At 62.4% G+C, this 25,053-nt stretch carries 26 protein-coding genes; 17 read left to right on the top strand and 9 right to left on the bottom strand.

Annotated elements, in window-relative coordinates; genetic code table 11:
* Positions 1 to 6 precede the first annotated feature (6 nt).
* The 12 genes from queG (at position 7) to guaA (ending at position 12,647) form a co-directional block, all read left to right on the top strand.
* Positions 7 to 1,161 (top strand): tRNA epoxyqueuosine(34) reductase QueG, encoded by a 1,155-nt coding sequence (gene queG / locus FJQ55_RS01455; RefSeq protein ID WP_140825956.1) that lies wholly within the window; start codon positions 7 to 9, stop codon positions 1,159 to 1,161.
* A 3-nt stretch (positions 1,162 to 1,164) separates the two neighbouring features.
* Positions 1,165 to 2,046 (top strand): SDR family oxidoreductase, encoded by an 882-nt coding sequence (locus FJQ55_RS01450; RefSeq protein ID WP_140825955.1) that lies wholly within the window; start codon positions 1,165 to 1,167, stop codon positions 2,044 to 2,046.
* Between the two features lie 369 nt (positions 2,047 to 2,415).
* Positions 2,416 to 2,778, top strand: coding sequence for a septal ring lytic transglycosylase RlpA family protein (locus FJQ55_RS01445; protein ID WP_162244203.1), 363 nt, complete (start codon positions 2,416 to 2,418; stop codon positions 2,776 to 2,778).
* Positions 2,779 to 2,880: 102 nt separating this feature from the next.
* A complete protein-coding gene (locus tag FJQ55_RS01440; protein WP_140825954.1) occupies positions 2,881 to 4,167 on the top strand; it encodes an RsmB/NOP family class I SAM-dependent RNA methyltransferase in 1,287 nt (428 codons plus the stop codon).
* 126 nt (positions 4,168 to 4,293) lie between these two features.
* Positions 4,294 to 5,574 carry an imelysin family protein gene (locus tag FJQ55_RS01435; protein ID WP_140825953.1) on the top strand — a complete coding sequence of 427 codons (1,281 nt, stop codon included), beginning with the start codon at positions 4,294 to 4,296 and terminating at the stop codon, positions 5,572 to 5,574.
* A gap of 45 nt (positions 5,575 to 5,619) precedes the next feature.
* Positions 5,620 to 7,137: a di-heme oxidoreductase family protein gene (locus FJQ55_RS01430; protein WP_140825952.1), complete on the top strand. Its 1,518-nt coding sequence runs from the start codon at positions 5,620 to 5,622 to the stop codon at positions 7,135 to 7,137.
* A complete protein-coding gene (locus FJQ55_RS01425) occupies positions 7,137 to 8,258 on the top strand; it encodes an imelysin family protein (RefSeq protein WP_140825951.1) in 1,122 nt (373 codons plus the stop codon). The genes FJQ55_RS01430 and FJQ55_RS01425 overlap by 1 nt, the downstream gene beginning before the upstream one ends.
* Position 8,259: 1 nt before the next feature.
* Entirely contained in the window at positions 8,260 to 9,336 is a 1,077-nt protein-coding gene (locus FJQ55_RS01420) for a DUF1513 domain-containing protein (RefSeq protein WP_140825950.1), read from the top strand.
* A gap of 66 nt (positions 9,337 to 9,402) precedes the next feature.
* Positions 9,403 to 9,855: a TspO/MBR family protein gene (locus FJQ55_RS01415; protein ID WP_140825949.1), complete on the top strand. Its 453-nt coding sequence runs from the start codon at positions 9,403 to 9,405 to the stop codon at positions 9,853 to 9,855.
* Positions 9,856 to 9,923: 68 nt separating this feature from the next.
* Positions 9,924 to 10,373: a PaaI family thioesterase gene (locus FJQ55_RS01410; RefSeq protein WP_113375716.1), complete on the top strand. Its 450-nt coding sequence runs from the start codon at positions 9,924 to 9,926 to the stop codon at positions 10,371 to 10,373.
* On the top strand, positions 10,370 to 11,008 hold the full coding sequence (locus tag FJQ55_RS01405; RefSeq protein WP_140825948.1) for a 5'-methylthioadenosine/S-adenosylhomocysteine nucleosidase: 639 nt from the start codon (positions 10,370 to 10,372) through the stop codon (positions 11,006 to 11,008). The genes FJQ55_RS01410 and FJQ55_RS01405 overlap by 4 nt, the downstream gene beginning before the upstream one ends.
* 76 nt (positions 11,009 to 11,084) lie before the next feature.
* Positions 11,085 to 12,647 carry a glutamine-hydrolyzing GMP synthase gene (gene guaA, locus FJQ55_RS01400; RefSeq protein WP_140825947.1) on the top strand — a complete coding sequence of 521 codons (1,563 nt, stop codon included), beginning with the start codon at positions 11,085 to 11,087 and terminating at the stop codon, positions 12,645 to 12,647.
* 56 nt (positions 12,648 to 12,703) lie between these two features.
* Here the strand turns inward: guaA and FJQ55_RS01395 are convergent, their stop codons facing one another.
* On the bottom strand, positions 12,704 to 14,218 hold the full coding sequence (locus tag FJQ55_RS01395) for a mechanosensitive ion channel family protein (protein WP_161596932.1): 1,515 nt from the start codon (positions 14,216 to 14,218) through the stop codon (positions 12,704 to 12,706).
* Positions 14,215 to 15,111, bottom strand: a complete 897-nt coding sequence (locus FJQ55_RS01390; protein ID WP_161596931.1) for a Tll0287-like domain-containing protein — start codon at positions 15,109 to 15,111, stop codon at positions 14,215 to 14,217. Before FJQ55_RS01390 ends, FJQ55_RS01395 begins: the two co-directional genes overlap by 4 nt.
* Before the next feature lie 203 nt (positions 15,112 to 15,314).
* On the opposite strand from FJQ55_RS01390, the gene FJQ55_RS01385 reads away from it, so the two are divergent.
* The 3 genes from FJQ55_RS01385 to FJQ55_RS01375 all read left to right on the top strand — a co-directional run bounded on the left by FJQ55_RS01385 (position 15,315) and on the right by FJQ55_RS01375 (position 17,462).
* Positions 15,315 to 15,662, top strand: a complete 348-nt coding sequence (locus FJQ55_RS01385) for an ArsC family reductase (RefSeq protein ID WP_140825944.1) — start codon at positions 15,315 to 15,317, stop codon at positions 15,660 to 15,662.
* A gap of 3 nt (positions 15,663 to 15,665) precedes the next feature.
* On the top strand, positions 15,666 to 16,139 hold the full coding sequence (ybaK, locus tag FJQ55_RS01380) for a Cys-tRNA(Pro) deacylase (RefSeq protein WP_140825943.1): 474 nt from the start codon (positions 15,666 to 15,668) through the stop codon (positions 16,137 to 16,139).
* Between the two features lie 72 nt (positions 16,140 to 16,211).
* Positions 16,212 to 17,462 (top strand): aminopeptidase, encoded by a 1,251-nt coding sequence (locus FJQ55_RS01375; protein WP_140825942.1) that lies wholly within the window; start codon positions 16,212 to 16,214, stop codon positions 17,460 to 17,462.
* Positions 17,463 to 17,539: 77 nt separating this feature from the next.
* Here FJQ55_RS01375 and FJQ55_RS01370 read toward each other — a convergent pair whose 3' ends face one another.
* The 7 genes from FJQ55_RS01370 to FJQ55_RS01340 form a co-directional block, all read right to left on the bottom strand.
* A complete protein-coding gene (locus FJQ55_RS01370) occupies positions 17,540 to 17,905 on the bottom strand; it encodes a hypothetical protein (RefSeq protein WP_140825941.1) in 366 nt (121 codons plus the stop codon).
* Positions 17,906 to 18,144: 239 nt separating this feature from the next.
* Positions 18,145 to 18,525 carry a DUF6481 family protein gene (locus FJQ55_RS01365; protein ID WP_140825940.1) on the bottom strand — a complete coding sequence of 127 codons (381 nt, stop codon included), beginning with the start codon at positions 18,523 to 18,525 and terminating at the stop codon, positions 18,145 to 18,147.
* A gap of 30 nt (positions 18,526 to 18,555) precedes the next feature.
* Complete coding sequence (locus FJQ55_RS01360; RefSeq protein ID WP_062277048.1) at positions 18,556 to 18,780, bottom strand: hypothetical protein; 225 nt, start codon at positions 18,778 to 18,780, stop codon at positions 18,556 to 18,558.
* Between the two features lie 132 nt (positions 18,781 to 18,912).
* Positions 18,913 to 19,122 carry a cold-shock protein gene (locus FJQ55_RS01355; RefSeq protein WP_025427963.1) on the bottom strand — a complete coding sequence of 70 codons (210 nt, stop codon included), beginning with the start codon at positions 19,120 to 19,122 and terminating at the stop codon, positions 18,913 to 18,915.
* Positions 19,123 to 19,367: 245 nt separating this feature from the next.
* Positions 19,368 to 19,967 carry an NAD(P)H-dependent oxidoreductase gene (locus FJQ55_RS01350; RefSeq protein ID WP_140825939.1) on the bottom strand — a complete coding sequence of 200 codons (600 nt, stop codon included), beginning with the start codon at positions 19,965 to 19,967 and terminating at the stop codon, positions 19,368 to 19,370.
* The gene (gene xseA, locus FJQ55_RS01345; RefSeq protein ID WP_140825938.1) at positions 19,967 to 21,577 is read right to left on the bottom strand and encodes an exodeoxyribonuclease VII large subunit; all 1,611 of its coding nucleotides are present in this window, start codon (positions 21,575 to 21,577) and stop codon (positions 19,967 to 19,969) included. Before xseA ends, FJQ55_RS01350 begins: the two co-directional genes overlap by 1 nt.
* A gap of 74 nt (positions 21,578 to 21,651) precedes the next feature.
* On the bottom strand, positions 21,652 to 23,487 hold the full coding sequence (locus FJQ55_RS01340; protein WP_140825937.1) for a hypothetical protein: 1,836 nt from the start codon (positions 23,485 to 23,487) through the stop codon (positions 21,652 to 21,654).
* 150 nt (positions 23,488 to 23,637) lie between these two features.
* Here FJQ55_RS01340 and FJQ55_RS01335 point away from each other — a divergent pair, with 150 nt between their 5' ends.
* Both FJQ55_RS01335 and FJQ55_RS01330 read left to right on the top strand, forming a co-directional pair.
* Entirely contained in the window at positions 23,638 to 24,675 is a 1,038-nt protein-coding gene (locus tag FJQ55_RS01335) for a glycosyltransferase (RefSeq protein ID WP_140825936.1), read from the top strand.
* A complete protein-coding gene (locus FJQ55_RS01330; protein WP_140825935.1) occupies positions 24,672 to 25,046 on the top strand; it encodes a GtrA family protein in 375 nt (124 codons plus the stop codon). The genes FJQ55_RS01335 and FJQ55_RS01330 overlap by 4 nt, the downstream gene beginning before the upstream one ends.
* Positions 25,047 to 25,053 lie beyond the last annotated feature (7 nt).

The raw sequence follows: 25,053 nt of genomic DNA, 5'->3' as shown, positions 1-25,053 counted from the left end.
AAGGCGATGGACGAGCCGCAGAGCGATCCGAAGATCAGGAAGCGGCGGGAAGACCTGACGCGCTTCCTGCGCGCGGAAGCGCTCGCTCAGGGCTTCGATGTCTGTCGCATCACGCTGCCGGACTCGATCCCGGAGGCCCCGGCGCGGCTCAAGGCTTTTGTCGAAGCCGGGCGGCACGGCACAATGGCCTGGATGGAAGAGACTTTGGAGAGGCGCGGCGATCCGCGTGTACTCTGGTCCGAGGTTCGCTCCATCGTGATGTTCGGGATGAATTATGGCCCGGACGAGGACCCCCGCCTGCTGCAAGGCCAGCCGGACAAGGCCGCCATCTCCGTCTATGCCCGCAACCGCGACTATCACGACGTGATCAAGGGGCGGCTGAAGGAGATCGCCACGCGCTTTGCCGCACGGGCCGGCGCCGACGTAAAGGTCTTCGTGGACACCGCGCCCGTGATGGAAAAACCGCTCGCGGCCGCAGCCGGGCTCGGCTGGCAGGGCAAACACACCAATCTCGTCAGCCGCGACTTCGGCTCCTGGCTGTTCCTCGGCAGCCTGTTCACCACGGCCGATCTTGAGATCGACACGCCCGAGCGCGATCATTGCGGCTCCTGTCGTGCCTGCCTCGACGCCTGTCCGACGGAGGCATTCCCGGCGCCCTATCAGATCGATGCGCGGCGCTGCATTTCCTACCTCACCATCGAACACAAGGGACGGATCGACCCTGAGCTTCGCCCCGCCTTCGGCAATCGCATCTATGGCTGCGACGACTGTCTCGCCGCCTGTCCGTGGAACAAGTTTGCCCAGTCGGCGCGCGAGATTAAGCTGCAGGCGCGCGATGATCTGAAAGCGCCCGAGATCGCCTTCTTCCTGACGCTGGACGATGCCGCCTTCCGCACCTACTTTAGCGGCTCGCCGGTGAAGCGTATCGGGCGCGACCGCTTTGTGCGCAACGTGCTGATTGCAGCGGGAAATTCCGGGTCTGCCGACCTGGTGCCCGCCTGCGAAACGCTGCTTGGCGATGCCTCTGCCGATGTGCGCGGCATGGCCGTGTGGGCGCTGTCGCGGCTGCTGCCGGGGCAGGACTTCGCGGTCCAACGGGCGGCCCGCATGGGGGAAGAGCCGGACGAGACGGTCCGGATGGAATGGATGATGGAGAGCTGACGCATGCGCATGATGATTTTCGGGGCGGGCTATTCGGGCAAGGCGATCGGCCGGCTGTTGAGCGGCCAGGGCGCCTCTGTCGCTGGCACCACACGCAGCGCCGAAAAGGGAGTGGCCCTGAAAGTCGCTGGCATCGAGCCTTTCGTTTTTGACGGCACGAGCCTTACGTCGGAACTTGAAGCCGCCTTGAAGGACGTCACGCATCTCGTCCAGTCGATCGCGCCCGGGGCGGATGGCGATCCGCTGATCCGGCTGTTCGGCAAGCGGGGCCTGAAGGCCGCCATGCCGAAGCTGGAATGGGTCTGCTACCTCTCCACCGTCGGCGTTTACGGTGACCATCGGGGTGCCTGGGTCGACGAGACCTCCGAACTGAAGCCGGTGTCGATACGTTCGGTGGAGCGCGTGGAGGCGGAAGAGGCCTGGCAGAGGCTGACCACTGCGGAAAACGTCCCCCTGGCCATCCTCCGGCTTTCCGGCATCTACGGGCCGGGCCGCAACACCTTCATGAACCTTTCCAATGGCACTGCGCGCCGGCTGGTGAAGAAGGATCAGGTGTTCAACCGAATCCGGGTTGAGGACATCGCGGAGGCAACGGCTTTCCTCGCCGGCCCCAAGACCGGCGGGGTATTCAACGTGACCGACGACGAGCCTTCGCCGCCGCAGGATGTGGTCACCGAGGCCGCACGGCTGATGGGGGTCGCACCACCGCCAGAACAGGCCTTTGAAACCGCCGAACTGACGCCGATGGCACGGTCCTTCTACGGCGAGAACAAGCGCGTTTCGAATGCCAAGATCAAGGCACTCGGATTCAACTTCAGGTTCCCGAACTACCATATGTCACTGGAGGCATTACTTGCCTCCGGCACATGGAACCAGAAGGCATGAAACGCGTTTTCTGAGGTCGAACTTTGCGTGCGAAGGGGTGAAAATGGCCGAAATACAGGACTTCGGCCTCTTCCGCACCACAATTTGGGCAGCAAATATGACGGCTGTGGAAAATTTTTCTTTCCTGATTCCGTGAAGTGGCCATTCCCGAGTCCGCCAGGATTTTCATTCCGCGTTTCCGACTGGAATTAAACAATTTTTCTGATTTCGTTACCATTTGTTAAGGTAAAGACTCCGAACCAGAGCATCACGAATGTTACATTCTGTAATAGTTCGTGATCGACAGTTGGCACGTTTTTGCCACTTTTGACCCCGCCTAGCCGTTGGCACGCAAAAAACTGCTCGTGTCAACGACTAGGGAAATGAAACTTGACGATCAACCGACGCTCTATTTTCACCGTTGCAACTATTGCTGCACTCTGTGCTTTCGCGCCTCACAGTGCAGATGCCAAGTCCTCCTGCGGTGGCGCCTCCTGGTACGCCCTGCATTCCAAGACTGCTTCCGGTGAACGTATGAACCCGGCCACGATGACGGCGGCGCACAAGACCCTGCCGTTCGGAACGAAGGTCAAGGTTACCAATTCCCGCAGCGGCAAGAGCGTCGTCGTCCGCATCAACGATCGGGGGCCCTTCATCCGCGGCCGCGTGCTCGATCTTTCCAAGGCCGCCGCACAGAACATCGGCATGGTCCGTTCCGGTCACGCCAAGGTCTGTTACGAGATCATCGGCTGATCCCACCTTAGCCCAGGCAGTGCTTTCGGCAGATCACGCTAGGCGCTTGCTCTTGCCCCTGACAGCCGTTACCACGCTCTCTTCTTTCAAAGGAGAATGACCATGCGTCTGGGCGGCCGTCTTGCCGGTGCGATCGAAGTCTTGGATGATATCGAGACCCGTCGCCGTCCCGTTGCCGATGCCCTCAAGGATTGGGGGCTCGCCCACCGCTTCGCCGGCTCCGGGGACCGCGCGGCAATCGGCAATATCGTCTACGACGCCCTGCGCATGAAGCTGTCGCATGCCTGGCTGATGGACGACGACAGCGCAAAGGCCCTGGGCTGGGCCGTTCTTCTGCGTCAATGGGGCATGCAGCTGGATGAGCTGACATCGAGCTTTGAAGGCGATAATTTCGCTCCCGCTCCTCTCTCAACCCAGCAGCTCGAAGCCTTTTCCTCCCGCGATCTTTCGACTGCGCCGTTGCATATCCAGGGCGATATCCCGGATTGGGTGCAGCCCGCTTTCGAAGAAGCCTTCGGAGACGACTGGCTTTCGGAAGCCAAGGCGCTTGCCACCCGCCCGACCCTAGACCTGCGTGTCAACACGCTGAAGGCCAACAGGGACAAGGTGCTGAAGGCCATCGACCGCTCTGGCGCCCAGGCCTCGCCGATCGCCCGCTTCGGCATGCGGGTGCCGGCCGGGGAAGGTCCGTCGCGGCTGCCCAATGTCACGGCCGAATTGAGCTTCCAGAAGGGCTGGTTCGAAGTGCAAGACGAGGGATCGCAGATCGTTGCCGATCTCGTCGATCCGCGCGAAGGCCAGCAGGTGCTGGACTTCTGCGCCGGTGGCGGCGGCAAGACGCTCGCCATGGCAGCCGCCATGAACAACAAGGGCCAGGTGCATGCCTATGACGCCGACCGCAAGCGGCTGGCCCCGATCATCGAACGGCTGAAGCGGGCCGGAACCCATAACGTCCAGGTGCATGACAGCGCAAAGGCGCTCAACGGCCTGAAAGAGCGCTTCGACCACGTGCTGGTCGACGCACCCTGCACCGGCACCGGCACCTGGCGCCGCCGCCCCGACACCAAGTGGCGACTGACCGAGCGCAACCTGCAGGAACGCGTTTCCCAGCAGACGGAGGCGCTGACGGAAGCCTCCGCCTTCGTCAAGTCAGGCGGCTCGCTGGTCTATGTCACCTGTTCGGTTCTGCCGGACGAAAACGACCGTCAAGTACGCGCCTTTTGCGACAAGAACCCGGGTTTCGAAATCGTGCCCGTGCTTGACGACTGGAAGCGCCTGTTCGGCGCATCCGCCCCCGCGCCGCGCTCGGCCGATGGCAAAACGCTGACGCTCAGCCCCGCCAGCATGGATACCGACGGCTTCTTCTTCTGTCGCATGCGGCGCAAGTGAGTCCTGAGACGCGATCCGACATTGCATTCTTTCTTATACTCGACTGTTTGACACCAGTTTGATTTTCGGCCAAGACATGGCGTCCGTTCAAAGAGTGGCGCCGTGCCGGTGCCAAAGGGAGACACCATGATCCGGAAATCCGTCCTCGGCGCGTCCTTCGCGCTGCTCGCCACATCCGCTGCGATCTTCGCCGGACCGGCCTTTGCCGCTCCCTCCGCCAAGGAGGTGCTGACGCATTATACCGACCTGGCAGAAGCGAAGTTCCAGGATGCGCTGACCACCGCCAAGGCGCTGGACGCGGCCATCGACGCGCTGATTGCCAAGCCGAGCGACGAAACGCTGAAGGCCGCCCGCGCTGCCTGGATCGCAGCCCGTCCGTCCTACCAGCAGACGGAAGTCTACCGCTTCGGCAACCCGATCGTTGACGAATGGGAAGGCAAGGTGAATGCCTGGCCGCTGGATGAAGGCCTGATCGACTATGTCGACGCCGGTTATGGCACCGAAAGCGACGGCAATTCGCTCTATGTCGCCAATGTCATCGCCAACCCGAAGATCAAGATCAACGGCGAAGAGGTTGATGCCTCGAAGATCACGCCGGAGTTCCTGGCCAACACCCTGCATGAAGCCGGCGAAGTCGAGGCCAACGTGGCGACCGGCTATCACGCCATCGAATTCCTGCTCTGGGGCCAGGACCTGAACGGCACCGGCCCGGGCGCTGGCAACCGCCCCTATACCGACTACGACAAGGCCAATTGCACCAACGGCAATTGTGATCGCCGCGCCGACTATCTGAAGTCCGCCTCGACGCTTCTCGTCCAGGACCTGCAGGAAATGGTCGATGCCTGGGCGCCGGAAGGTGAAGCCACGAAGAACGTGCTTTCCGACGAGAAGAAGGGTCTGTCGATCATCCTGACCGGCATGGGCTCGCTCTCCTATGGCGAACTGGCGGGCGAGCGCATGAAGCTCGGCGTGCTGCTGCACGATCCGGAAGAAGAGCATGACTGCTTCTCCGACAACACGCACAATTCGCATCTGAACGACGCCATCGGCATCGCGTCCGCCTATCTCGGCGACTATACCCGCGTCGACGGCACCAAGCTCACCGGCCCGTCGCTCTCCGAGCTTGTCGCCGCCAAGGACCCGGCGCTCGATGCCGAGATGAAGGCGAAACTCACCAAGACGCTGGACGCGATGCAGGCCATGGCCAAGCGCGCCGAAACCGTCGAAGCCTATGACCAGATGATCGGCGAAGGCAATGCCGAGGGCAATGCCACCGTCCAGGCCGCGATCGACGGGCTGATCGACCAGACCCAGACCATCCAGCGCGTCATTGCGTCGCTGGATCTCGGCACGATCGAGCTTGAAGGTTCCGACAGCCTTGATAATCCTGGCGCGGTTTTCCAGTAAGAAGCAAAGGCAGGCCGTTCCGATCGGAACGGCCTGATCTCCCCGATGAAAGCTCCGTTCGCTCTCGCTGCCGGCCTTGCGCTGCTCGTATCGACAGCGATCCCGTCGAGCGCCGGGGACGGCGTTATACGCGGCGACCTGTCACCCAAAGATCTTGCCCGGGTGCGGGCCGTGACCAAGCCGACCGGCGACTTTTCCAAAGCGGAGCCCTTCGAAATCAGGCAGGGCGGCGCCGGGACCTCGCGACATGGCGTATCCCGCGATGCCTTCTCGCAGTTTGCCCCCAACATCACCTTTGCCGAAGAGCAGGATTTCAAGCTCGGCAATGCGCTGTTCACCAAGCTCTGGGTCTCCTCCCCCTCCTCAACGCAAGCCTCCGACGGATTAGGGCCGCTGTTCAACGCGCGCTCCTGCCAGAGCTGTCATGTGAAGGACGGACGCGGGCATCCGCCGGAAGGAGCGCGCGACGCGACCTCGATGTTCCTGCGGCTCGCGCGCGCGCCCGCGACGCTCGAAGAGCGTAGCAAACTGGAGCGGTTGGAAGTGATGAGCCTGCCGGACCCCGTTTACGGCGGACAGCTGCAGGACCAGGCCGTGCCGGGGCTTTCCGCCGAAGGGCGGATGGTGATCACCTATGACGAACGGGCGGTAACGCTTGCAGGTGGCGAGACGGTCATGCTGCGCAAACCGACCTATTCGGTCGCCGACCTTGCCTATGGCCCGCTCGATCCGACGACGACGTTCTCGCCCCGCATTGCCAATCCGATGATCGGGCTTGGCCTGATCGAGGCGATTGCCGAGGAGGACATTCTGGCGCGGGCGGATCCTGATGACCACGACGGCGACGGCATTTCCGGCAAGGCGGCGCGGGCGCGGGATCACCGCACCGGCGAGATCAAGCTCGGGCGGTTCGGCTGGAAGGCTCAGAACGCGTCCGTGCGCGACCAGAGTGCAAATGCCTTTGCCGGCGATATCGGCATTTCGACGCCCGATGACCCCCGCTCCTTCGGCGATTGCACGCCGGCGCAGGTGCAGTGTCTTGCCAGCGCCACGGGCGTGCAAGCGCGGCTGGGCGATACGGAAGCGCCCGATCCGGTGCTCGACCTCGTCACCTTCTACGCCAAGAGCCTGGCGCCTCCGGCCCGTCGCGATGTCGATGACGCGAATGTCTTGCGCGGCAAGAAACTGTTCTATGACAGTGGTTGCACCGCCTGCCACACGCCCAAATTCGTCACCAGCCGCAAGGCCGATAACCAGGCGCAGGCCTTCCAGCTGATCTGGCCCTATTCCGATTTCCTGCTGCACGACATGGGCGAAGACCTCGCCGATGGGCAGGCCGTGGGCGATGCCACCGGAACCGAGTGGCGCACGCCGCCGCTCTGGGGTATCGGTCTCACAAAAACCGTCAACGGCCACACCTTCTTCCTACATGACGGGCGCGCCCGCTCGCTGACCGAAGCCATTCTGTGGCATGGCGGTGAAGCGAAAGCTGCCCGCAATGCCTTTGCCGCCGCCAACCCCGAGGACCGCAAGGCCCTGATCACGTTCCTGGAGTCTCTCTGATGCTGACACGCTGCACCCGGATCGCCCTCACCGCGCTTCTTTCCCTGCCGCTGCTCGGCCTTGCTCCCGCGCTGGCGCAGGAAAGCCCTATCACCCCCGGCGTGCTCGACACCGCCAAGGTGCCCGGCGTGATGGCCAAGGCCGTCGACGGTTTCATTCGCCCCGGCTACCACCATTTCACCGAGGAAGCGGATACCATGGAGGAAACCGTGGCCGCGCTCTGCGCTTCGCCCTCGTCCGAGACCCTGCTGAATGCGCAATCGACATTCGGCGATCTGGTCGAGGCCTGGTCGCGGATAGAGATCGTGCGTGTCGGTCCGGTGCTTGACGACAACCGGTTCGAGCGCATCCTCTTCTTCCCCGACCGCAAGGGTACCGGGCTGAAACAGGTTCAGGCCGCCCTTGCCAAGCCCGACCCGAGCGTCACTTCCGTCGACACGCTGAAGGACAAGAGCGTCGCCATGCAGGGAATTGGGGCGCTGGAATTCGTGCTGTTCGGCACCGACGCGGAGACACTCAAGACCTCTGAGGGCATCTATCGCTGCCAGTATGGCAAGGCGATCGCCGCCAATCTGAAGCGCCTCGGGACCGAACTCACACAGGCCTGGGACGCGCCCAAGGGGGTCGCAGCCGCCTGGAAGACGCCCGGACCGAACAATCCCATCTACCGGGATGAGGCCGAGGCGGCGAAGGAACTGCTCGGGGTGCTCGTTCACGCTGCCGAGACAGTTCGCGACCAGCGTATCGAGCATTTCTACAAAGGCGACGCCGTCAAAGGTCTTCCGAGGCAGGCGATCTACTGGCGCTCGGGCAACACCTTCCGCTCGATCACAGCCAATATCGAGGCAATCCGTGACCTGATCGCCCAGTCCGGCATGGTCGACTTATTGGCCGAAGACAACCGGTCCGTCGTCAGCTCCGTCGACTTCGTCGCGCATTCCCTGTCGCGCGTATCCAGTGATATCGAGCCCGATGTCGCCAAGGCACTGGCGACGCCGAAAGAGGTTGCCAAGCTCGACTTCCTGCTGCTCAACAGCCGCGACCTGATCCTGCGGCTAAACAACGATCTCGGCGGAGGGATCGGTCTTGCCGCCGGCTTCTCCTTCTCCGACGGAGACTGAGATGCCGACGCTTCCGCTTATCGATCGCCGCGTCTTCCTGAGGGGTGCTGGCCTCGCTTTCGTCGCCGGCCTCACGCCGCACGCCACCTTTGCGCTTGAGCGGGCGGATGCGGTTTACGCCTCGGGGCTGATGCAGCCGGACGGCCGCTTTGCGATTGGTCTGGTCAGCGAGAGCGGCGAGCTCATCGAAGAGATTGCACTGCCCGGCCGGATCCACGGGCTTTGCCACAGCAAGGCAAACGGGCTCTCCGTTGCCTTTGCCCGACGCCCCGGAACGTTTGCCGTCGTCTTCGACACGACCCGCCGGGCTGAACCGCAGATCATCGCGGCGCCCGAGGGGCGGCATTATTTCGGCCACGGCGCCTTTTCGCCCGATGGCCAGCTGTTCTATGCCAGCGAAAACGACTTCGACGCCAATGCTGGCGTAATCGGGATCTATGACTGCCTCTCCGGCTTCGGGCGTATCGGGGAAGTGCCGGCTTACGGCATCGGCACACATGACATCACGGTCACATCAGAGGGCATTCTTGTTGTCGCAAATGGCGGCATCGAGACCCATCCGGATTTCGGCCGAACCAAGCTCAATCTCGGCCATATGGAGCCGTCACTGGCCCTGGTGGACGCGAAGAGCGGCAGCCTGATCCAGAAGCACGGCCTGCCCGCGGAACTGCGTCAACTCTCCACCCGCCATCTCGACATCGCCGAGGACGGCAAGATCTGGTTTGCCTGCCAGTACGAAGGTGCCCGCACAGACCGCCCGCCGCTGGTCGGGCATTTCTCCAAGGGCGAAGCGCTCACCTTCGTGTCGCTCCCGGAGGCGACCACCGACAGACTCGGCAATTATGTCGGCGCGATCGCCGTCAATCGCAGCCAGGGCCTCGTCGGCATCGCCTCGCCGAAGAACGGGCTCTGGGCCGTGCTCGACGGACGCGACGGTCGGCTGGTTTCGGAGACCGTGCTCGTCGACGCCGCCGGCATTGCGCCCTCGCCGGACAGCTTCGCCGTCTCGTCCTATCGCGGCGCCTTCCTTGACCGGACGCATCGCGTCGCCTGGGACCAGCATATTCTGCGTCTCTGACCACACGTTCCAAGGCGGCGCATCCCGTCCTCTGGCAAGACGTATTCTCCGCCCTAGTTAGCTGCCATGCGCACCATCCTCACCTATGCCATCTTCATCTTCGTCGTCGTGTCCGCCGGACTGTTGTCGGGCCTCCTGAACATGCCCGGCGACTGGTACCAGACGCTGGAAAAGCCCTTCTTCAATCCGCCGGCCTGGCTGTTCGGTCCGGTCTGGACCACGCTTTACGTGCTGATCGGCATTGCCGGCGCGCGGATCTGGATGCGCGCGCCGAAATCGGCAGCCATGCAGCTGTGGTTTGCCCAGTTCGTCGCCAACATGCTCTGGTCGCCCGCGTTTTTCGGCCTCGAGAACCCCGAACTCGGTCTCGTGGTGATCGCCGCCATGCTCATCACGATCATCGGTTTCATGGTGAAGGCGCGGCCGATCGACCGCGTTTCAACCATGCTCTTCGTCCCCTATCTCGCCTGGGTGGCTTTTGCGAGCGTGCTCAATCTCAGCATTGCCTGGCTCAACTGAATTCTGCCTTCCGACAGCTTGCGTGCCGTAATGCTGCGTGCCACTTTCGCGCCGAAGGGGCACCAAGCATGACAGAAATCGATCCTGATACCGTCGAGGCGCGCATTCGGCGCAGTTTCGCGCGACAAGGCGCCATGGAGACGCTCGGGGCGGAATTGTCCCATATCAGCCAAGGCGTTGTCGAAATCGAACTGCGCTACGATGCGAAGCTGACCCAGCAACATGGCTTCCTGCATGCAGGCGTCATCTCCGCAGCGCTCGATACGGCTTGCAGCTATGCCGCCTATACAGTGGTCGAGCCGGAAGTTTCGCTGCTCACCATCGAATTCAAGGTCAATCTGATGTCACCGGGCCGGGGCGAACGCTTCCTGTTTCGCGGCGAAATCACCAAGCCGGGCTCCAACATCATTGTTGCCGATGGACGCGGTTATGCGCTGACCGATGGGCCGGCAAAACTGATTGCATCGATGACCAGCACCCTGATGGTGATCCGCGGGCGGGAGGGGATATCCGGATGAGTTACGAGATGAAGTCCATTGCCGGCAAAAATGTGCTCTTCGTCATGGCGGCGGATGCCGAATACGGTGTCTTTCTCCGAACCCGCATCTCGCCGCTGATGACCGGGGTCGGACCGGTCGAGGCCGCCGTGGTGCTGACCAAGGAACTGGCGCGTCTCGCCACCTATGACGATCTGCCGGATCTCGTTGTTTCCCTCGGTTCGGCAGGCTCCGCCAGGCTCGACCAGGCCGAGGTCTATCAGGTGTCCTCCGTCTCCTATCGCGACATGGACGCCTCTGCCTTCGGGTTCGAGAAGGGCAAGACGCCGTTTCTCGACCTGCCGGTCGCAGTCGAGCTTCCCTTGCGTATCCCCGGTATCCCCGTGGCAACGTTGTCGACGGGAGCCAATGTGGTTTCCGGTGCTGCCTATCAGGCGGTCGAGGCCGATATGGTCGACATGGAGACTTTCTCCGTCCTCAGGGCCTGCCACGCCTTCGACCTGCCGCTGATCGGTCTGCGCGGCATCTCGGATGGCCGCCACGACGTCAAGCAAATCGACGACTGGACCCAGTATCTGCACATCATCGACAAGAAACTGGCGCTTGCCGTCGACGGCCTTCAGACCGCACTCGAAGACGGCGTCTTCTGGTTCTGAGCAGGCGCACAAAAAATCGGGATTCTCCGGGCGATCTGCCATTGAAAGATGGGTCCTTTTTCTTTAAAGGCTCGCCATGACCCAGACAGCACATCCCGACAGTGTTCTCATCGTCGATTTCGGCAGCCAGGTAACGCAGCTGATCGCCCGCCGCGTCCGTGAATCCGGCGTCTATTGCGAAATCGTCCCCTTCCAGTCCGCCGAAGAAGGCTTCAACCGCCTGAAGCCCAAGGCGATCATCCTGTCGGGAAGCCCCGCTTCCACGCTGGATGAGGGAAGCCCTCGGGCACCGCAGGTGCTGTTCGACAGCGGCCTTCCGATCTTCGGCATCTGCTATGGCCAGCAGACCATGTGCGCACAGCTCGGCGGCAAGGTCGAAGGCGGCCATCACCGCGAATTCGGCCGCGCCTTCCTCGAGGTCGAGCAGGACTGTGCGCTCTTCGAAGGCCTCTGGTCGGTCGGGTCCCGTCACCAGGTCTGGATGTCCCATGGCGACCGCGTCACCGCGATCCCGCCGGGCTTCAAGGTGCTGGCCACCTCGTCCAACGCCCCCTTCGCCTTCATCGCCGATGAAGCGCGCAAATACTACGCCGTGCAGTTTCACCCCGAGGTCGTGCACACGCCCGATGGCGCCAAGCTCATCCAGAACTTCGTGCAGAACATCGCCGGCGTGAAGGGCGACTGGACCATGCATGCCTATCGCCAGAAGGCGGTCGAGCAGATCCGGGCCCAGGTCGGCGACAAGCGCGTCATCTGCGCGCTGTCTGGCGGTGTCGATAGCTCGGTTGCAGCGCTTCTGATCCATGAAGCCGTTGGCGATCAGCTGACCTGCATCCTCGTCGACCACGGCCTGATGCGCAAGAACGAGGCAGCCGATGTCGTTGCCATGTTCAAGGAACACTACAACCTGCACCTCATCCATGTGGATGCCGTCGACAAGTTCGTCGGTGAGCTGGAAGGTGTTTCCGACCCGGAAACCAAGCGCAAGATCATCGGCCGCCTGTTCATCGAGACCTTCGAGGAAGAGGCCAAGAAGCTCGGCGGCGCGGATTTCCTCGGCCAGGGCACGCTCTATCCCGACGTCATCGAAAGCGTCTCCTTCACCGGCGGCCCTTCGGTGACAATCAAGAGCCATCACAATGTGGGCGGCCTGCCCGAGCGCATGAACATGCAGCTCGTGGAACCCTTGCGCGAGCTCTTCAAGGACGAAGTGCGCGTGCTCGGCAAGGAACTTGGCCTGCCCGATAGCTTCATCGGCCGCCACCCCTTCCCGGGTCCGGGCCTTGCCATCCGCTGCCCCGGCGGCGTGACGCGCGAAAAGCTCGATATCCTGCGCGAAGCCGATGCCATCTATCTCGACGAGATCCGCAAGGCCGGCCTCTACGACGCGATCTGGCAGGCCTTTGCCGTGCTGCTGCCGGTCCAGACCGTCGGCGTCATGGGCGACGGCCGCACCTATGAGTTCGTCTGCGCGCTCCGCGCCGTCACCTCGGTCGACGGCATGACCGCCGACTTCTACCATTACGACATGGAATTCCTCGGACGGGCTGCCACCCGCATCATCAACGAGGTCCGCGGCATCAACCGCGTGGTCTACGACGTGACGTCGAAGCCGCCGGGCACGATCGAGTGGGAATGATGGAATGACAGCGGGGCTGCCACACAAGGCAGCCCCTTTCTCGTTTGAACGCTACCTTAGACTTTTTCCGCCGAATCCTGCCGGCGGAGCCAGGCCGACAGGATGTCGGAACCGAGTTCGGAGAGAAGCGGCGAAGACGCCAAGATCCTCCGTCGCAGCTCCTCTGCATCCGTCTGCGTGGCAAGAGCGGACTGCGCGACCTCATCAAACACCAACAGATCTGCCGAATAGACCACGGTGCGTTTACGGGTCGCCATCGGCTCCATCTTCAGACGGTCGGCCCAGCCAAAGGCATCGCCGGATGTGAGATGACGAAGCGGTCGGTCCGGGGCATTGGAGAGGAAACGCTGGCGGTCGACGGGATCGGGAATACGCGTTGCGAGCGCCTGGTAGAGCAGATAGGGATCGGTGGTCAGGCTGCCGTAATGCTCGGCCAGCGTGAAAGCGACGGGGCCGAGAAAGAGCGCAGCCTGGCGGGCGACCTGACGGATGATGTTTGGCGGGATCAGCGGCAGTAGATTGGAACCGAAGACCGCCCCCAGGATCGGCGCCAGTTCTACCTGAAGATCGATCTCGTGGCTCAGAACCTCCTCGTGCAGGCCCCCGTCGACGACGAAGCCGGCGAGTTCCGGCGGAACGGTTTCGCCCGGGCCGAAGCGTAGCAGCCGTCCGCGATCGGCGAGCCAGCCGGGAAAGGCCGCCGTCTGTGGCAGAGCGGGCGGGATCGCGTCCCTGCCCTCGCCGGTCATCGGGATGTTGTGCCTGTCGAAAGCGTACCAAAGCGCGGTCAGCACCCGCGAGGCGAGCGACGTTGTGTCGATCGGCCTTGTGGTGTAGCAGCGCAAAGCGTAGCGCATGACCCCCGTCTCAGGCTGCGGACCGATGAGGACGGCAGAGGGCAGCGGATCTTCCGCGACACCCGGAATGCCACGGTCGAGGACTTCTTCAACCACCTTGAACACGCGCATGGGCGGCACCCGGTCCGGCACGAGAAAGGGTACGGCGGTGCGGACCGGCTGTCCGCGCCTGACCACTTCGACCGCATCCGTGGCGAGCGTGCTATTGGGCAGGACGACTGAACTGCCATCAGGTGTGCGCAGGAAGATCGAGCGCCATTTCAAGGCCACCACTTCGCCTTCGACGCTGCCCTTGCGGATGAAATCACCCACCCTGAGTGGACGCTCCAGCTCGATCGAGAGGCCGGAGAAGAGGTTGCCCAGGGTATTCTGCAAGGCGAAGCCGAGAACCAGCGAGACGATTGCCGAAGTGGCGAGCAGGCTGGTGATGTCGAAAGCCATGCCATAGTGCAGCCAGATGAGCATGGCGGCGATGTAGATGACGATCGAACTCATGACCTTGACGAGATCGGTGGTCCGGCTGTTGCCGTCGGAATCGTCGACAACGGTGCCAACCGCAACCTCGACGAAACGTGCGACACTGAGGGCGGTCAGGAACAGAGCAGTATCTCGCAGCACCGGCGCCCAATCGGCGCTGTCAGGCGCCAGGGTGACGAAGAGCAGCCAGGTGAGGGCGGTCGAGGCTACGAGCAGCGCCGAAAGCAGGTAACTCATCGGTCGTTCTTCCTGCCGCCAAGATCCGGAAAGAGCCGCAGTGCCTCGTTGAGACTGGTGCGCAATCGCGAGATCGACTGCTCGAGGTCGTAGAACTGGCCGTTCATGCGCACTCGCGGTTCGGCCCCCTGCCATTCCGCTCCCAGGCTGGTCTCGATGGTCTGACGGGTGATGGTTTCCAGGGGATGCGTCACATAGCGGCGCAAAAGCAGAAGGAAGATCGCGAGCGACAGGACGAAGACGCAGGTGAGAGCGCCGAGTGTGACGGCAAGGCTCTTGGCCGCCTGGCGATTGGGCCCGGCCACCGGCACTTCGATGAGCTGCATGCCGATCACGTCGCCCATCTTCCATCCGAAGCCGTTGTTGCCGTATTTCGCGACCATCGAAGCCGGCGCCACCTCGGGTGTCGAGTGACATTGCAGACAGGCCTCGCTGGGCATGCGGAGCGGCCTTGCGAGATAGAAGCGCCGTTCCGCCCCCTCGCCCACTTCGCCCGACTGCTCCTTCAGTTCCGCATCGTCCTGGAAGTTCTGCAACAGCGTCACTTCCCAGTCATTGGCGCGGTCGTCGATATTGGTGGGGTTCAGCGAAGCCTCGCGGTAGCGATAGTCCGGAAATTTCTCCCGGAGGATGCCGAGCGTGGTCTGGGCGCCGTAAGAGGGGACCATCTGCGGGTGAAATTCGTCGTAACCCAGCGCCTTCACCAGCGGCGCCACCTGGCTGCTGGTGTAGTTGCGCATGGCCAAACCCATTTCCAGGAGAACACGGGATTTCTCGTTCACCTCGCTGCGGGCCTGACGAAATTCGAGTGTGTAGGAAATATAGCCGGCGATCAGCAGGCCGAAGACGAAACAGACGGCCAAAATCAAGCCGAGACGAAACTCTATCCGCATTGAGCCTCCAAGCGCTGCGGGTCCGACGGGCATGCGATGAATAGATGCTAATGCGATGCAGCATATCGCTTAACCATGCCGTGGCAATTGGCCGCGCCGTCCAAAAGTGACCTATTTTTTCGGCAGGTGGAAACCGGTTTCCGGTGCTTTGAAATTGCCGCCCTGCTTGCTATCTCTCGCGGGGGGATTGAAGGACGCACTGCATGACGACGATCTACGGCATCAAGAACTGCGATACGATGAAGAAGGCCCGCACCTGGCTTGAGAGCCAAGGCGTCGTGCATGACTTCCACGATTACAAGGCCAAGGGGATAGATGCGGCAACGCTCGACGGCTGGATCGGCAAGGTCGGCTGGGAGGTGCTGCTCAACAAGGCCGGCACCACCTTCAAGAAGCTCGACGAGGCGCAGAAAGACAACCTGGATGCGGCGAAGGCCAAGGCGCTGATGCTGGAGCAGCCGTCCATGATCAAGCGGCCGGTGCTCGATGTCGACGGCAAGCTCGTGGTCGGCTTCAAGCCAGAAACCTACCAGCAGACGTTCAAGGCCTGACCCATGGCGAAGACCACCCGCGCGACGCAGTTTCTCGATAAGGCCGGTGTGGCCTATACTACCGCGACCTATGACTACGATCCGAATGCCGAGCGCATCGGGCTGCAGGCGGCAGAAGCGATTGGCGAGCATCCGTCGCGGGTGTTGAAGACGCTGATGGCCGAACTCGACGGCAAGCCGGTCTGCGTCATCGTGCCCTCGGACAAGGAGGTCTCGATGAAGAAGCTGGCGAGCGCTTTCGGGGGCAAATCGGCGGCGATGATGAAGCCGGCAAATGCCGAAAAGCTTACTGGCTTCGTCGTCGGCGGCATCAGCCCCTTCGGCCAGAAGAAGCAGGTACCGACCGCGATCGAGATCTCCGCGATGGACGAGGCGCTCGTCTACATGAATGGGGGGCAGCGCGGATTGCAGGTGCGGCTGTCGCCGCAGGATGCGCTGAAGGCGCTCCGCGCGATTGCGGCACCACTGACAGCCTGAGAGACAGCCGTCTAGACTTCGCCACCTTTGCGCTTAAGTCTGATGCACCCGAACATGAAACAGGAATGCCCAATGACCCTGCCCGATTATTCCGCCTCCATCGATCCGACCAAGCTCAACAAACTCGCCGAGGTGGCGATCAAGGTCGGGTTGCAGTTGCAGAAAGGGCAAGATCTGGTGCTGACGGCGCCGCTGGTTGCGGTGCCGCTGGTGCGGCTGATCACGGCGCATGCCTATAAGGCTGGCGCTTCGACCGTCACGACCTTCTATTCGGACGAAGAGACGACACTGGCACGTTATCGCCACGGTCATGACGAGAGTTTCGACCGGGCGCCCAACTGGCTCTATGACGGCATGGCCAAGGCCTATGAGAACGGTGCAGCCCGCCTTGCGATCTCCGGCGACAATCCGATGCTGCTCGCGTCTGAAGACCCGGCCAAGGTTGGCCGCGCCAACAAGGCGACCTCGATCGCCTACAAGCCGGCGCTGGAGCACATCTCCAATTTCGATATCAACTGGAACATCTGCTCCTATCCGAACCCGTCCTGGGCCAAGCTCGTCTTCCCGGATCTGCCGATCGAAGAAGCCGTGCGCAAGCTGGCCGACGCCATCTTCGCCGCCTCACGCGTCGATCGCGAGGATCCAGTCACCGCCTGGGCCGAGCACAATGCGGAACTGAAGAAACGGTCGAGCTGGCTGAACGGCGAGCGTTTTGCGGCGCTGCACTTCACCGGTCCGGGCACCGACCTGACGGTTGGCCTGGCCGACGGCCATGAGTGGCATGGCGGTGCGTCCACGGCGAAGAACGGCGTGACCTGCAATCCGAACATTCCCACCGAAGAAGTCTTCACCACGCCGCATGCACTGAAGGTGGAGGGCCATGTCTCCTCGACCAAGCCGCTTTCCCATCAGGGCACGCTGATCGACAATATCCAGGTACGCTTCGAAGGCGGGCGCATCGTCGAAGCCAAGGCATCGAAGGGCGAAGCCGTGCTCAACAAGGTGCTCGACACCGACGAGGGCGCACGCCGTCTAGGCGAAGTGGCGCTGGTGCCCCATTCTTCGCCGATCTCGGCCTCGGGCGTGCTCTTCTACAACACACTGTTCGATGAAAATGCCTCGTGCCACATCGCGCTTGGCCAGTGCTATTCGAAGTGCTTCCTCGATGGCGCCTCGCTCAGCCAGGACCAGATCAAGGCGCAGGGCGGCAATTCCTCGCTGATCCACATCGACTGGATGATCGGCTCGGACAAAGTGGACATCGACGGCATCCGCGCGGATGGCTCGAAGGTGCCGGTCATGCGCAAGGGCGAATGGGCCTGAAAACAGACCCAGCGGCCGTCAACAAAAAACCCCGTCCTGTCGCCAGGGCGGGGTTTTCTTCATGAGGTCGCGGAGGTTCAACGGTAGTAGACGATCTTGCCGCCGTTCATGGCCGTCTGCACCCACAAGACATTGCGGGTGGCGATCTTGCGAGTCTTCAGTGCGGCCGAAAGGCTGGCGTCATCGGCGACCTGGGCCTGAGCCGTGCGCAGGCTGTTGCCCGTCGGGAAGACTACCTGCAGGGGCAGATCGTCTCGCGCATCGCGATCGCCTCGACCACCGGTTTCAACGACACGCACAGCGGTGACATTGTCATCGTAGCGCTTGCCGAACAGAACTTCCTGCGGGGTCAGCTTCTGTACTTCGACATAATTTCCAGCCTGAGCCGATGCTGCGCCCAGGGTGACGGCCATGGCGATGGCCAATGCTGTTTTCCTGTTCATGATATTCTCCTTTGCGGGCCGGATGCTTGGGAGATCATCCGGTGTCGAGGTATCATGTGGTCATTCGGACGCCTGATTTCCAGCGCCATCACGTCAGGGTGATCAATTGCGCGCAATTGAATGGCCGCGCCCGCAGGCGGCCCTGTCCTGGACGAGCGTCTTACCACTTGATCGGGCCAGTGGGAGAAGCGGTCCTTCGGGTCAACGGGTTATCCCGGACCCGAGGTGCCTGATATTGCTCAGCCCTGGCGTGCCTTTCGGGCAGCGTAGCGACGATCGCGCTCGGCTTTGCGGGCGGCTTCATCTTCAAGAACGCGGGAGATGCGATTTTTCTCGGTGGCCTCGCGGGCTTCGATTTCAGCACGGGCTGCAGCTTCGGTGGCGGCCTGACGTTCTTCGGCCTCGGCTTCCAGACGCGCCTTTTCCTCCGCCTTCAGGCGATCACGTTCAGCATGGCGCTGTTCGCGGGCAGCTGCCACGGCGAGGCGCTCGGCCTGGCGGGCGGCGTTCATCGGTTCGGCGGCTTCCCTGGCGGCCTTGTAGGCCTGCAATTGTGCGGCCTTGGCTTCAGCGGCGGTGCCACGGCGCTCGGAAAGTCCGTTGTCTCGGGTAAACTTCAAGTTCTGCTCCAGTCGTTCTCTCGGGAAAGTTCAAGGTTTTTGCGCGCGCTTGGCCAAAAGCGCGGCTGTGACGTTTTCACGGTCCTGGCGCTCCTTGGCGAGGCGAGCCTCGCGCAGGCGCAGGGTCTTCTCGTCGCGGGCTGCCGTGATCGAATCCAGTTCGTCGATGGCGCGGCCACGCGCCAGAAACTGCGATTGCGTCTTGGCGAAGGCGGCTTCCGCCGTCTGACGCGACTTAGTGAGATTATCGGTCATGTTGGTCTCCTTCGGAGGATTACCCTCAAGGGGCAATAAAAAAGGCCAGGCGCATTGCCTGACCTTCCGTGGGATCGCGCTTTCAACAGTGCCAGTACATCCGTGGTCAAGGGAAAGCAGATCCCGGATTTATCAGGCTGCCTGCAGGTTGCAGGCCGACATCTTGCCCGACTTGTTGTCGCGCTCCATGTCATAGGCAATCTTCTGGCCTTCGACGATTTCGCGCATTCCGGCGCGTTCGACAGCCGAGATGTGGACGAACGCGTCCGGGCCGCCGTTGTCAGGCTGGATGAAGCCGAAGCCCTTGGTGGAATTAAACCATTTTACTGTGCCAGTGGTCATGATGAACCCTTTCGTAGCGCATAGATTTTCCCCAGCGCGACTGCGCTGCGGACAGGATAACGATTTTTGAAAGGAAGGTTCGTCAGGGCGCATCGAATGCGCGGCAACCAAAGCTTAGCAAGCAAATATCGATGACCCCTAGATAGAGGCTTTGCTTGTGAAAGTCAACCATCGGTTCTGATCTGGGAGTCTTTTCAATCAAGAGTGTAATTTCTGACACTACAACCCGAGACCGTTTTTATTCGTCACAAGTGCATGAAAACGGCTCTAATCCTGGCCAAAAACCGCTTTCGCCTTTCCTCGGTCGCCCGATCCATATCATGGATCGCCAGCATGCGGAAATCGACGCCCTTGGCGCAAAATGCCGCCACGCCGCGCTTCAGGATGCGCTTCAGCGGATTGCCCATGTAGAGATGAACCACCCACCATGGGGAACCCGTGGAGGTGACCACCCAGAAGGTGCGGATATGGGTGAGGAGCGGCACGATACGCCCACCCGCCTTGTCGTGCTCGAAAGCGACGCCCGGGACCAGGATGCGGTCGATGAAGCCTTTCATGATCGCCGGAAGGTTGAACCACCACTGCGGAAAGACCAGGACCAGGCCGTCGGCCGCCTTAAGCCGCTCGACGACGCCTGAAACCTCCGTCGGCTGATAGCCCGGTTCCATATAGGCGGCACGCTCTGCGGCCGAGAGGCGCGGATCGAAGTTCTCGGCGTAGAGATCGAGTAGATCGACGAGATGACCTCGCGCTTCCAGAGCCTCGACCACCGTCCGAGTGGCGGAGGCGGCAAAGCTCTCCGGCAAGGGATGGGCCAGCACGACGAGGAAACGCCGTGCTGCCATCAGAAGAGGCTACCCTGTCCTGCGGGCGGCTCGCTCTTGCGCTGCGGTTTCTGCGCCGGCGCTGCTCGGGTCGGCGGAACGGCTGAAGGATCCGGGGGCGGTACGTCTTCGCCAGCAACAGCCTTTACCCGGCCGTCCGCGAATTGAAGCTCGATACCCTGACCGTATGTTACCGCACCTGCCCGCGTCAGCGGACGATTGTCTGCATCACGTATCACCGCGTAGCCGCGCGCCAGCACGTTGGTATAAGACAGCGACTGCAGTACGCGGTCCTGCGCGACGAGCGCCTGGCGGGCGCGGCGCAGGTCGGTCACCACGGCGCTGTCGGCGCGACGCCCCAGGCTTTCCAGCCGATCCTTGGAGCGCTCCGTCATCGCCTTCAGCCGGGCCGGAACCGCCGTCAGCGTTGCGTCAAACCTGTCGAGGCGAGCCTTGTTGCGGTCGAGTAAACGCTCGATGATGCGCTCGGCGAGCGCTGTGCGCTCGACGAGACGCTGCCTGCGCTCCACCAGCCGTCGAGCCAGCATGTCGGGTGAAAGCTTTGCTGCGGCCCGTTCAAAGGTCCGACGCTTGTTCATCGTATTGAGTTCGAGACTACGCCCGAGGCCTGCCGCGGCCTCATCGAAGCGGCGGCGCGGCAAGGCGAGCAACTGATCGAGCGACGGCAAGGCACGAACCAAAGCGCGCAGGTTCTGGCGACGGTTGTCCATCTGGCGGTTCATCGCGCCCGAAAGGCGGGCCGACAGCGTTGCGACCTGAGCCTCCAGATCGGCCTTCACCGGTACCGCCATTTCGGCAGCACCCGTCGGCGTCGGTGCGCGCACGTCCGCCGCGTAGTCGATCAGTGTCCAGTCGGTTTCATGACCGACGGCGGAGATGAGCGGGATGTCACTTGCGGCAGCCGCGCGAACGACCGCCTCGTCGTTGAAGCTCCAGAGGTCTTCCAGGCTGCCGCCACCGCGCGCGACGATCAGCACATCGGGGCGTGGCATTACCCCGCCCGGGGAAAACGCGTTGAACCCCCGGATGGCATTGGCTACCTCGTCACCCGAACCCTCGCCCTGCACCTTGACCGGCCAGACGAGCACATGCACCGGGAAGCGATCGGAGATACGGTGCAGGATGTCGCGGATCACGGCACCGGTCGGCGAGGTCACGACACCGATCACCTTCGGCAGGAAGGGCAGCAATTGCTTTGCGGCCGGATCGAACAGGCCTTCTGCCGTAAAACGCCGCTTGCGCTCCTCGATCAGCGCCATCAGGGCCCCGGCCCCCGCTGGCTCCATCTGCTCGATGACGATCTGGTATTTCGACGAACCGGGGAAGGTGGTGATGCGGCCAGTGGCAATCACTTCCATGCCCTCTTCCGGGCGATATTTCAGCTTCGAGAAAGACCCTTTCCAGACGACGGCATCGATGCGGGCTTTGTCGTCCTTCAACGAGAAATAAGCGTGGCCAGAGGAATGCGGGCCGCGATAGCCGGAGATTTCGCCGCGCACACGAACATGGTCGAAGGCCGTTTCGATGGTACGCTTGATCGAGCCTGAGAGTTCCGAAACGGAAAACTCGGTCACGTTCGTCGGCGAATCGCTGTCGAAGAAATTACTCATTTCCCCTTGCTAGCCGAAATTTCGGGCGAGATCAGCCCATGCCGGCTTCGCTGTGCAGGTTTCCCCGGCAATGATCAGGGCAGATTGACGGTGAATATCTTCAGGCCTGACGGACCCTCAATCTGGACCGGGTTCAGATAGGCGGGGACATTGCCCTTGGCCAATTGCGCATAAAGCCCGTCCGGCTTCATCGTCGCAATCTTCTCGCTCTGGATGAACCCCGGGCAAAAGGCGAGAACGCCAACACCGGCACCACGCAGAAAGGCGGCGGCTTCCTCCGGCTCGGCAAGGCCGATATGGAGCTCGGTCAGCATGCCACCCTGGTTGCGATGATAAGGGCCTGTCAGCACCCTGTGCTTGGTGAAGCGCAGGATCTCCGGGCCCATGTCAGAGGGAGCCGCAACCGTCGTCGGCGGCACCTTGGCAAGCGCCGCGTAGGAAGCCGGCATATCGCAGTCCAGCGTGCTCGCCGCCTGCCCCGATGCTGGCGCCTCCACCAGCGACTTCATCCGATTGGTGACGCCGGCCGTGCCCTCGACGAAAAGGACCCCACCGATGACCCAGGCGCTGGGCACCGACAGGATCGCGGTCAATGCGAAGACCAGTCCGGCACCCAGTTGCTCCGGCTCGTCTCTGGCTTTGCGGCGCAGATCGGAGATCAGCAGGGAGAGCGGCAGAATGGCGTAGAGGTTGGAGAAGGTCGCGCCCCGCACCTGCACGAGCGCCACGAGGAAGCTGATGCCAAGAAGCGCCAGCAAGATGATATGGCTGCGGACACGATCACGCCCGATAATGCGGAAGATGCAGACGCAAAGGCCGAAGAAGCCGACGGCATAGAAGCCGCCGAAACTTTCCGCATCGAGCGCCAACTGCTGGCGGAAGGACTGGGCCTCGACCACGCCATCCAGCCAGAGCGTTTTCAGCAGGGGATCGAGCTCGTTAAGCGGATTCTGCAGGCATTGCGGCGCAATCACCACAGCGGTCGCCAGAACCAGTGCACCGGTGACCAGGATTGCGGCGATGCGCGGGCGCAAGCCGGCGTTGCCGGTGAGGTAAGTCGCGCAGAAGAGAGCGGCCGCGCCGATGCCGACAATAGCGTAAAAGCCGATAGACAGGCTATCGCAGGTGACTGCCGCATAACGGGATGGCGGCACGGTGGCGAAAAACAGCGCCGAGAGCGCGAGCGCGAGCGTCAGCGAAAAAGCCCGGGCGGCGCTCGCATAGGCTGGCCCTTCCACGACCCAGACGAGGCCCACGATCGCGCAGACAACAGCCACCAGAGGCGTCGTCTCGGCACCGATGGCGATGGCCACTGCTGCCGCGAGGCCTGCGATCGCGTGGCTGATCCTGCCCCGCAATGGGTCCAGGAGTCCGGCTGCCATGATGGCAGCAAGTACCATCTGGACATTGTGGTGATCAATGGCGCCGGGCAGGAAGCGGTTGCCGGTGATGCAAAAGACCGAGGTCAGCATCAGCGTGATATGCAGCGTGGCCTCGTTGCCGATCCTTCGGGCAGCAAATGCCATGGCCGTCATCAACGGCACGACCAGCGACAGCGGCCAGACCAGCAACGCCAGCGCTTCGGCCTGTTCGCCGGGCACGACATGGGAGAAGAGGCGGATGAGAAGCGCGATCGGCAGGTCGATCAGCCGCGACCAATGCATCAGCGTGCCGCCGGCTAGACCCAGGCGATACTGCATCAGGTCGAACCATGACTGGCCGGAGAGCAGATCGCGCACCTCGACAAGGCGCATGACGTCGTCGTTGTCTCCGCCGACATAATCACGCGCGCCCGGAAGATTGAGAAGAGCGATCAGGAGGATGGCGGACAGGCTGTAGAAACCGACCCACAAGAGGAGCGATCCCCGCCATGGGTGTCGCTCGGACGCCGGTAAGGATACGTCAACCATCAATCCCCCGTTCCCCGAAGCTGCGCGCATGGACTGGCTCTTTGCAATCCTTCGAAGAGGATACTCCGGCGAAACCTAGCCTTAACCTTCTCAAGAAATAGTAAAGCGACAGAGGACCATAGGGGCCTCCACAGCTTCGACAGGTTTCCCATGAGTGGCTCGGCCTCCAATGCTCCCGACATCGCCGTTCTCTTGCCCTGCTACAACGAAGCAGCGACCATCGGTCAGGTGGTGCGCGATTTTCGCGTTGCCCTGCCGGATGCGCGGATATACGTCTATGATAACAATTCCACCGACGGGACAGCGCTCACCGCCATGCTCGCCGGCGCGACGGTCGTGCGCGAACGGCGCCAGGGCAAGGGCCACGTGGTTCGTCGGATGTTCTGCGACATCGATGCCGACATCTACATCATGGCCGATGGCGACGGCACTTATGGCCCCGGAGATGCAGAGGAACTCATCCGCACGTTGATCACCGAGCGCGTCGACATGGTGGTCGGCACGCGGCGTGGGGTGCATGACGATGCGGGCCGCAACGGCCATGCATTCGGCAACCGACTGTTCAACGGACTTTACCGCCTGCTATTCGGCAATGATTTCACGGACATCCTCTCGGGCTACAGGGCCTTCTCGCGCCGCTATGTGAAGAGTTTCCCCGCGGTATCCGCCGGCTTCGAAATCGAGACGGAAATGTCCGTGCATGCCTCGCGGCTGAAGCTGCCGGTCTGCGAAATCGAGCTTGATTATGGCCGCCGGCCGGAAGGCTCGCATTCCAAGCTCTCGACCTTCAAGGACGGCTTCAAGATCCTCTGGATGTTCGCCATGCTGATGAAGGAGACACGGCCCTTTGCCTTTTTCGGCCTGATCTCGGCCGGCCTGATGGCGGTGAGCCTGGCGGCCATGGCCCCCGTGCTCTACGAATTCTTCACAACCGGCCTCGTCTCGCGCATGCCGACCTGGATTGGCGCCATGGCGCTGATGATGATGTCCTTCCTGTCGTTCACGGCCGCGATGATCCTCGATTCCGTGGCACGCTCGCGGGCAGAACAGTTGCGCATCCACTACATGACCCTGCCCGCCCTCAAGCGCACGGTCTTCACGCCGGAACAGACGGCTGACGCGGCTCCGGCCAAGACAGGCCGCTCGGCCCGGGCTGCGGCAAAGGGCGACCGCTCGCGGGCGGCATGAGCAAGTTCCTGCGCTTCGCGATCGTGGGGGGTGCCGGTTTCCTGGTCGATGCCGGGATACTCTGGCTGCTGCTGACGTGTACGCCCCTTGGCCCGCTGTCAGGCCGCGCAATCGCGATTGCGCTGGCGATGACGGCAACCTGGCTCTTGAACCGTCGTTTTACTTTCGGTGCATCGCGCCGCTCGATCGTGGTCGAAGGCTTTCGCTACGGCTTCATCGGCCTCATCACGTCGCTGGTGAATTACGGCGTCTATGCAGGGCTGTTGATCATGGCCCCACTGCTTAGCCCCTATGCGGCGCTGGTGGCCGCGTCGGTCGCGGCCATGCTGTTCAGCTTCTTCGGCTATTCGCGCTACGTCTTTCGCCGCTGAGGCGTCA

Origin of the sequence: Rhizobium glycinendophyticum, from assembly GCF_006443685.1 — a bacterium.
Lineage (GTDB): Bacteria > Pseudomonadota > Alphaproteobacteria > Rhizobiales > Rhizobiaceae > Allorhizobium > Allorhizobium glycinendophyticum.
This window is presented reverse-complemented; position numbering and strand designations above follow the sequence as displayed.

Coding starts and splice junctions, on each gene's coding strand:
- FJQ55_RS01355 (WP_025427963.1), bottom strand. CDS start 19,122: ATGACCACTGGCACAGTAAAATGGTTTAATTCCACCAAGGGCTTCGGC.
- FJQ55_RS01425 (WP_140825951.1), top strand. CDS start 7,137: ATGCTGACACGCTGCACCCGGATCGCCCTCACCGCGCTTCTTTCCCTG.
- FJQ55_RS01360 (WP_062277048.1), bottom strand. CDS start 18,780: ATGACCGATAATCTCACTAAGTCGCGTCAGACGGCGGAAGCCGCCTTC.
- FJQ55_RS01340 (WP_140825937.1), bottom strand. CDS start 23,487: ATGGTTGACGTATCCTTACCGGCGTCCGAGCGACACCCATGGCGGGGA.
- FJQ55_RS01415 (WP_140825949.1), top strand. CDS start 9,403: ATGCGCACCATCCTCACCTATGCCATCTTCATCTTCGTCGTCGTGTCC.
- xseA (WP_140825938.1), bottom strand. CDS start 21,577: ATGAGTAATTTCTTCGACAGCGATTCGCCGACGAACGTGACCGAGTTT.
- FJQ55_RS01410 (WP_113375716.1), top strand. CDS start 9,924: ATGACAGAAATCGATCCTGATACCGTCGAGGCGCGCATTCGGCGCAGT.
- guaA (WP_140825947.1), top strand. CDS start 11,085: ATGACCCAGACAGCACATCCCGACAGTGTTCTCATCGTCGATTTCGGC.
- FJQ55_RS01330 (WP_140825935.1), top strand. CDS start 24,672: ATGAGCAAGTTCCTGCGCTTCGCGATCGTGGGGGGTGCCGGTTTCCTG.
- FJQ55_RS01390 (WP_161596931.1), bottom strand. CDS start 15,111: ATGCGGATAGAGTTTCGTCTCGGCTTGATTTTGGCCGTCTGTTTCGTC.
- FJQ55_RS01420 (WP_140825950.1), top strand. CDS start 8,260: ATGCCGACGCTTCCGCTTATCGATCGCCGCGTCTTCCTGAGGGGTGCT.
- FJQ55_RS01450 (WP_140825955.1), top strand. CDS start 1,165: ATGCGCATGATGATTTTCGGGGCGGGCTATTCGGGCAAGGCGATCGGC.
- FJQ55_RS01375 (WP_140825942.1), top strand. CDS start 16,212: ATGACCCTGCCCGATTATTCCGCCTCCATCGATCCGACCAAGCTCAAC.
- FJQ55_RS01405 (WP_140825948.1), top strand. CDS start 10,370: ATGAGTTACGAGATGAAGTCCATTGCCGGCAAAAATGTGCTCTTCGTC.
- FJQ55_RS01430 (WP_140825952.1), top strand. CDS start 5,620: ATGAAAGCTCCGTTCGCTCTCGCTGCCGGCCTTGCGCTGCTCGTATCG.
- FJQ55_RS01385 (WP_140825944.1), top strand. CDS start 15,315: ATGACGACGATCTACGGCATCAAGAACTGCGATACGATGAAGAAGGCC.
- queG (WP_140825956.1), top strand. CDS start 7: ATGGACGAGCCGCAGAGCGATCCGAAGATCAGGAAGCGGCGGGAAGAC.
- FJQ55_RS01435 (WP_140825953.1), top strand. CDS start 4,294: ATGATCCGGAAATCCGTCCTCGGCGCGTCCTTCGCGCTGCTCGCCACA.
- FJQ55_RS01440 (WP_140825954.1), top strand. CDS start 2,881: ATGCGTCTGGGCGGCCGTCTTGCCGGTGCGATCGAAGTCTTGGATGAT.
- FJQ55_RS01350 (WP_140825939.1), bottom strand. CDS start 19,967: ATGGCAGCACGGCGTTTCCTCGTCGTGCTGGCCCATCCCTTGCCGGAG.
- FJQ55_RS01370 (WP_140825941.1), bottom strand. CDS start 17,905: ATGAACAGGAAAACAGCATTGGCCATCGCCATGGCCGTCACCCTGGGC.
- ybaK (WP_140825943.1), top strand. CDS start 15,666: ATGGCGAAGACCACCCGCGCGACGCAGTTTCTCGATAAGGCCGGTGTG.
- FJQ55_RS01335 (WP_140825936.1), top strand. CDS start 23,638: ATGAGTGGCTCGGCCTCCAATGCTCCCGACATCGCCGTTCTCTTGCCC.
- FJQ55_RS01395 (WP_161596932.1), bottom strand. CDS start 14,218: ATGAGTTACCTGCTTTCGGCGCTGCTCGTAGCCTCGACCGCCCTCACC.